This is a genomic window from Nitrobacter sp. 62-13 (assembly GCF_001896955.1).
Taxonomy (GTDB): Bacteria; Pseudomonadota; Alphaproteobacteria; order Rhizobiales; family Xanthobacteraceae; genus Nitrobacter.
Genome location: NZ_MKRN01000048.1, coordinates 1 through 6,807, shown reverse-complemented (window position 1 = coordinate 6,807; position 6,807 = coordinate 1). Strand labels below are relative to the sequence as shown.

General features: G+C 63.3%; 4 protein-coding genes and 2 pseudogenes. 2 read left to right on the top strand and 4 right to left on the bottom strand.

Going from position 1 to position 6,807, the window contains the following annotated elements; genetic code table 11:
- Both BGN91_RS05205 and BGN91_RS05200 read left to right on the top strand, forming a co-directional pair.
- A pseudogene (locus BGN91_RS05205) lies at nt 1-394 on the top strand (L,D-transpeptidase); the annotation flags it as partial.
- Between the two features lie 226 nt (nt 395-620).
- A complete protein-coding gene (locus tag BGN91_RS05200; RefSeq protein ID WP_292611145.1) occupies nt 621-1,418 on the top strand; it encodes a universal stress protein in 798 nt (265 codons plus the stop codon).
- A gap of 207 nt (nt 1,419-1,625) precedes the next feature.
- Here the strand turns inward: BGN91_RS05200 and BGN91_RS05195 are convergent, their stop codons facing one another.
- The 4 genes and pseudogenes from BGN91_RS05195 to BGN91_RS05180 all read right to left on the bottom strand — a co-directional run.
- Nucleotides 1,626-4,832: an efflux RND transporter permease subunit gene (locus BGN91_RS05195; protein ID WP_292611143.1), complete on the bottom strand. Its 3,207-nt coding sequence runs from the start codon at nt 4,830-4,832 to the stop codon at nt 1,626-1,628.
- Entirely contained in the window at nt 4,829-5,842 is a 1,014-nt protein-coding gene (locus tag BGN91_RS05190; RefSeq protein ID WP_292611141.1) for an efflux RND transporter periplasmic adaptor subunit, read from the bottom strand. The genes BGN91_RS05195 and BGN91_RS05190 overlap by 4 nt, the downstream gene beginning before the upstream one ends.
- A 66-nt stretch (nt 5,843-5,908) precedes the next feature.
- Entirely contained in the window at nt 5,909-6,112 is a 204-nt protein-coding gene (locus BGN91_RS05185; protein ID WP_292611138.1) for a DUF2892 domain-containing protein, read from the bottom strand.
- A 30-nt stretch (nt 6,113-6,142) separates the two neighbouring features.
- Nucleotides 6,143-6,807: pseudogene (locus BGN91_RS05180) on the bottom strand (NAD(P)/FAD-dependent oxidoreductase); the annotation flags it as partial.

Genomic DNA, 6,807 nt, shown 5'->3' with positions numbered 1-6,807 from the left:
CGACGCGGGCCTGCGCTGGACCGCCGTTACGATCGAGAATGCGGACAGCGCCAAAGATGCGCTCGACCGCATCACGGTTCCGACGGACGTCCTTCATCGCATCGCCCTGACCGCCTTGCCACGAAGCTCGATCGTCGTCTCCGACGAGCCGCTGAGCAAGGAGACCAACTATCGTACCGAATTTGTTGCGGTACTGAGCGACCAGCCCCAGGGCGGCTTCATTACGCGCGAGCCGAGCGAGGTGCTCATGGCGGACGACAACAACTGGAGCGCCCAACAGGACGACGACGGCTTCGGCTTCCTTCCCCGCCAGCGCAATCCAAATCCTCAGCCGAGCAATACGCGCCGGGGCGGCGGCCAGTTCTTTTTCCCGGTGCAGGGAGGCTGGTGGTAAGACGCGGCCCGCCGCGCGTCAGCCCGGTTGCCTGCTAAAAAACAAGACCTTGTCAGGTAATGCCGGCTGCAGCGAATTCGCTCCGGTCCGTTTACTCTGGCGAGGCTGACGGCAGAAACGGGCATGAGGCGCGCCAGCAAGCCGCGGCTTGTCTTGATGTGTGTCAATTCGCCTTTGATGCCCACGCCATATCTCGTAGAGTGGTGCGCGGGTTTTGGAGCGAGTTATGATCAAAGACATCATTCTTCATCTGGAACGTGACCCCTCCCGGGATATCGTTCGCGATTTCGCCGGCTCGATGGCCGAAACTTTTGCCGCGCATCTGACGGCAGTTATATTCAAATTCGCGACGAATATTCCTGCAGATGCGATCGCCGATCTATTTTCCGAGAGCGCAGCAGAGGCGCGCGGTGCGATTGATCGTTTTGATCTGGCCATGAAGCGCAACGATCTTTCGGCTGAATCGCGGCTTATTCTTGGAACGGCGAAGACGTTTTCGGAAATGGCGCGGTGCTCCGATCTAAGCATCGTCATGCAATCGGACGACAATAACGGCGTCAATAACACCATTCTGATCGAGGCGGCGCTGTTCGAGTCCGGTCGGCCGCTGATCGTTGTTCCCAGCACCCAGAAGGATGGGTTGAAGCTCGACCGGGTTGTGTGCTGTTGGGACGGAAGTCGTACTGCGGCGCGTGCCATCAACGATGCGTTGCCGCTCCTGAAGAAAGCCAGCGCCGTCGAAATATTTATCGTTGAAAATGAAAAGACCGCGAATGAACAGGTGCTTCGTGGAACCCAGATCGGCCGGCATCTCGCTCGACACGATATCAAGGTCGAGGTGAAAACGACGCCTGCTGCTGACAGTGACGTGGCACATGCGATTCTGTCCCACGTTGCTGACGGCGCAACGGATCTGCTTGTGATGGGCGGCTATGGACATTCCCGCCTTCGTGAATTTGTATTTGGCGGAGCGACACGTGGAATCCTGTCGGCGATGACGGTCCCTGTTTTCCTGTCGCACTAGCGCCTTTCCGCCTCCGGCGGAATCAGAAGCGGGCTCTATGATTTTGGTTCGACACGTTTTCTTTACGCGAACCGATTTCCACTTCGCTCGAAAGACGCCCCAGGAGCGGCATCAGATTGAGCAAACCGTTATGCCGGGCATCCGCACCCCATGCCGGGCATCCGCACCGTGAAGGTTCGCGCGACGATCGCGGCTCACCCTCGCAAATCACGCCCGTCGGGTCGGGCGGTCTCCTCTCAGCACGACATAGATTGCCGGGATCACGAGCACGGTCAGCGCCGTCGATGATGCGAGGCCGAACAACAGCGAGATAGCGAGTCCCTGGAAGATCGGGTCGGCGAGGATGACGGCCGCGCCGATCATGGCGGCGATCGCGGTCAGGAGGATCGGCTTGAAGCGGATCGCGCCCGCTTCCAGCAGCACGTCGGTCAACGGCCGGCCGGGCCGGCGCGCGTGGCGGATGAAATCCACCAGCAGGATCGAGTTGCGCACGATAATGCCGGCGAGCGCGATGAAGCCGATCATGGATGTCGCGGTGAAGGGCGCGTTGAACAGCCAGTGACCGAGCATGATGCCGATGAAGGTGAGGGGAATCGGTGTGAGGATGACGAGCGGCAACTTGAAGGAGCCGAACTGTGCCACGACGAGGATGTAGATTCCGAGGATCGCCACCATGAAGGCCGCGCCCATGTCGCGAAAGGTCACCCAGGTCACTTCCCACTCGCCGTCCCAAAGCAGGGTCGGATGCGTTTCGTCGTCCGGCTGGCCGTGCAGCGTGATCACGGGCTTCGGCAGGTTGCCCCAGTCGATCCGGTCGATGGCATCGCGCACCGCGAGCATGCCATAGATCGGTGCTTCATAGGCGCCGGCGAGTTCCGCCAGCACCATTTCGGCGGCGCGGCCGTTGTGCCGGAAAATGGGATAGGACGCCGGCTCACGGGTAATGCTGACAACATCGCCGAGTTCGACCACTCCACGGCCACCGGGAAGCGCGTTGGCGGGCACCGGCGTTGTCAGCGCGCGTGCGTCCATCACGGCGTCCGTCTTGGGCAGCGCGAGACGGATAGGGATCGGATAGCGTCCGCCGCCGCGCTGGGAATAGCCCACCGTGGTGCCGCCATAGAGATCGCGCAGGGTGTCGTAAACGTCCGATTGCTCGACCTTGTAATATTCGAGATTGTCCTGATTGATCGCGACGCGCACGCGCTCAGCCTGGTTGTGATAGCTGTCGTCGACGTCGACGATGAATGGCACGCTCTTGAACGCCGTGCGAACCTTGTCGGCCACCGCGCGCCGTGTGTCCGGATCGGGGCCGTAGATCTCCGCGAGCAGCGTGCCGAGCACCGGCGGCCCCGGAGGCGGTTCGACCACCTTCACCACGGCGCCCTTCGGCAGGTCGAGACCTTTCAGGCGCTGCCTGAGTTCAAGCGCGATGGCATGGCTGGCGCGCGCGCGGTCGCCTTTCGCGAGCAGGTTCACGGCAATGTCGCCCTGCTCAGGACCGGAGCGGAGATAATAGTGCCGCACCAGTCCGTTGAAATCGAACGGCGCACTCGTGCCGGCATATGTCTGAAACGATACGATCTCCGGCACGGATGCCAGGCGATCGACCATCGCCTGTAGCGTCCGGTCGGTATCCTCGACGGACGAGCCTTTCGGCAGGTCGAGCACGACCTGGAGATTGGCCTTGTTGTCGAACGGCAGCAGCTTCACCGTGACGTGCCTGGTGTAGATCAGTCCGAGCGAGGCCAGCGTGGCAAAGCCGACGACCAGAAGAAAAGTCCAGGACCGCCAGCGGGCAGCGAGGATGGGCCTTGCGACCGCAACGTAAATGCGGCCGAGACGTCCGCCGCCTGCATCCTCGTGGCCGCCGCCGGCATGGCCGCCGCCGAATTTCATCATCAGCCACGGCGTTACGATGACCGCGACGAAGAACGAGAACAGCATCGCGGCCGAGGCGTTGGCCGGGATCGGGCTCATATAAGGCCCCATCATGCCGGACACGAACAGCATCGGGAGCAGCGCCGCCACCACCGTCAGCGTCGCGACGATGGTCGGATTGCCGACCTCGGCGACCGCGTCGATCGCGGCCTGCGCGCGCGAGCGGCCGTCGCGCATCGCCCAGTGGCGGGCGATGTTCTCGATCACCACGATGGCGTCGTCCACCAGAATGCCGATGGAGAAGATCAGCGCGAACAGGCTGACGCGGTTGAGCGTGTAGCCCATGATCCAGGAGGCGAACAGCGTCAGCAGGATCGTGGTGGGGATCACCACCGCAACCACCAGCGCTTCCCGCCAGCCGATGGCGACGGCGACCAGCACCACGATCGATACCGTGGCGAGGCCGAGATGGAATAACAACTCGTTGGCCTTCTCGTTCGCCGTCTCGCCGTAGTTGCGCGTGATCGTCATTTCGACATCCGTCGGGAAGATCTGGCCGCGCGCCTGCTCCAGCCGCCGCACGATCTCCTCGGCGATGACCACCGCATTGGTGCCGGGACGCTTGGCGATGGCGAGCGAAACGGCGGGCGCGCGTTCAAGGCCGGTATCCGCCGTCTTGCGGATGTCGGTGACGCGGTTTTCGGCCGGCGAGGTCGCAAGCACGACATTGGCGACGTCGCGGACATAGACCGGACGGCCGTCTCGCGCCGTGAGCAGGATGTTGCCGATCTCGGGCAACGCCTGCAGGGTCTGCCCGGCGACGATCGCGCGCTGCTGCGTGTTCTCCCGCACCGTGCCAATGCGGAACGAACGGTTGGCGCCTTCGATCTTGGCGGCAAGCTGCTGAAGGGTGATGCCGTAGAGCGAAAGCTTGTCCGGGTCAGGTTCGACACGAAACTGCTCGGGCTGCTCGCCGACGATATAGGTGAGGCCGACGTCGGGCAGCTTGGAGACCTCGACCTGCAGCTCACGGGCGAGCCGCGTCAGCCCGTTCGCGCTCCATCGGGACGCAGCCTCTTTCGTCGGGCGGAGCGTGACGACCACGATCGCCACGTCGTCGATGCCGCGGCCGACGATGAGCGGCTCCGGAATCCCGATCGGGATCCGGTTCATGTTGGCCCGAACCTTCTCGTGCACGCGAAGAATGGCGGCGTCCGAACTGGTGCCGACCTTGAACCGCGCCGTCACCACGGTGCCGTCGTCCTGGGTCTGCGAGTAGAGGTGCTCGACGCCATCGATGCTCTTGACGATCGTTTCCAGCGGCTCGGTGACGAGCTTCACGGCGTCCGCGGCCTTCAGCCCGTTGGCGGTGACATGGATATCGACCATGGGTACGGATATCTGCGGCTCTTCCTCGCGCGGCAGCGAGATCAGCGCCACGAGCCCGAGCGCAAGGGACGCGAGCAGGAACAGCGGCGTCAATGGAGAAGCGATGAAGGCGCGGGTGAGATTGCCGGCAAGTCCGAGCTTCATGGCAGCACGATCCGGTCGCCGTCGTGCAGGCCCGTGAGAATCTCTGTGCGCCTTTGGCCGTCCTCTTCGACGGCCTCGCCGAGAATGACGGCGACGTCCATTCCTCCGGCAGGCGTGACAAGGCGCACGTAGTCGATGCCATGAATGGTCCGGATCGCCTGAGGCGGGACGGCGAACACCCTGCGCTTGCCGACCGGGATCGACACCAGCGTGCGCTCGTTGACGAAATAATCGCCGATCCCTTCGACCTCGACATCCGCGATCACGCGCCCATCGACGATCTCCGGATAGACCTTGACGATGCGGCCGCGATGCGGAGCGGAGCGCCCGTCTGGCGCGGTCGAGAGTCCACGAGCGCCGACCAGCACGTCGGAGCCCTGTACAATTTCTCCCGCGTGGCGCTCCGGCAGCGATAGCCGCAGGTAATATGGCCCCGGCGCGATACGGGCGATGTCCTCGCCAGGCAGGATAACCGAACCGGGCGTGACGGGGACGGTGAGCACCCGGCCCGTTGCCGGCGCGAAGACGGTGCCCTCGCGCGCACTCTGTTCGATGACGGTCTTCTCCGCCTTGGCCGCCGCAACCTGGTTGGTTGCGACCTCGAACTGCATCTTGGCCTGATCAAGGTTGACCTGCGTGCCTGCTCCGCTCGCCCGGAGCTGCTGCGCCCGCTCGAGCTGGACGCGTGCATTGGCGAGCTGCGAGTTGAGCGCCTCGACCTTCGCATCGGCAGCGTTGAGCTGGAGCGCGAGCTTGTCGTCGACAATGACGGCGATGTCCTGTCCTTCCTTGACCTCGTCGCCCTGGCTGATGCGAAGCTCTCGAACCGAGCCACCGATGCGCGCGCGCGCCGGCACCACGATGCGACTCTCGACCTGGCCGAACACGGCCTTCATCTCGGGAATCGTTGTGGCCTTGACGACGAATTCGCCGGCCTCGGCCGCCGTCGCGCCGGCGATCGCGGCGCCGGCGAGGACGGCTGTCAGGAAGCGCAAAATTGGTCGATGCATGAGCCTGCAGCTTTCACGGAGCGATCACGAGTTTCGCCCGACCATCGGATGGAGAAGGCCTCGTCGTTATTTAAATGCGACGCCGGCCGGACAGCCGAGTTTCCTGAAGACCATGGCCGCGGGACAAAAGCCTGTGACCGACGCCTGGATCAGGTTCACCCCGACGAAGATCGTGAGCAGATACCACCAGGGCGACACGTAGAATCCGAGCCCCAGCGAGACGAGAACCATGAAGCCGGCGAACATCATCACGGCGCGATCGATCGTCATTGTCGTTTCTCCTCTGCTTCAAGACTGCGCCTATTCGGCCGTCTCCACGTGAATTTCCTTCAGCTTCTTGATCCCGAGCATGTCGAGGACGAGGTTTTCGTAGAAGGTCTCGGCCTTGCCCTGGCGAACCTTGCGCAGGAAGTATTTTTCAAAGCCGATCTTGGCGGCGTGGACCCATTTGCCCTGCGACGACCAGTTGACGTTGCGCGGTGGGATCTGCGGCTGCGCGACGAAAGCGATGCCGTCGTCGCCGAAGTCGGCGAGGCAGACCGCGTTCCAGGTCGCGACCGCCTTCGGCTGCTCGCCCTTGAGAAGCGAAGCGATGTTCTCCGCCGTAGCGGTGACCATGGATTCGATCATGAAGCCGGTCTTCGGCACGCCCACCGCCAGCGGCGTCTTGCCGACCGGCGGAATGGCGACGCAAACCCCGACGCCGAAAACGTTCGGGAAGGTCGGGTTGCGCTGGTGCTTGTCGATCACGATAAAGCCGCGCGGATTGGTCAGACCCTCGACGCCATGAACGGCCGAGACGCCCCGGAAGGCCGGCAGCAGCATCGAGAAGGCGAAGGGCAGTTCGTGCGTCGCCTTGACCGAACCGTCGTCGTTGACTTCTTCGACGACGAGCTTTTCGGCATCCACCTTGGTGGTGCGCGCATTGGTGATCCATTTGATGTGGCGGTCGCGCATCGCGCTTT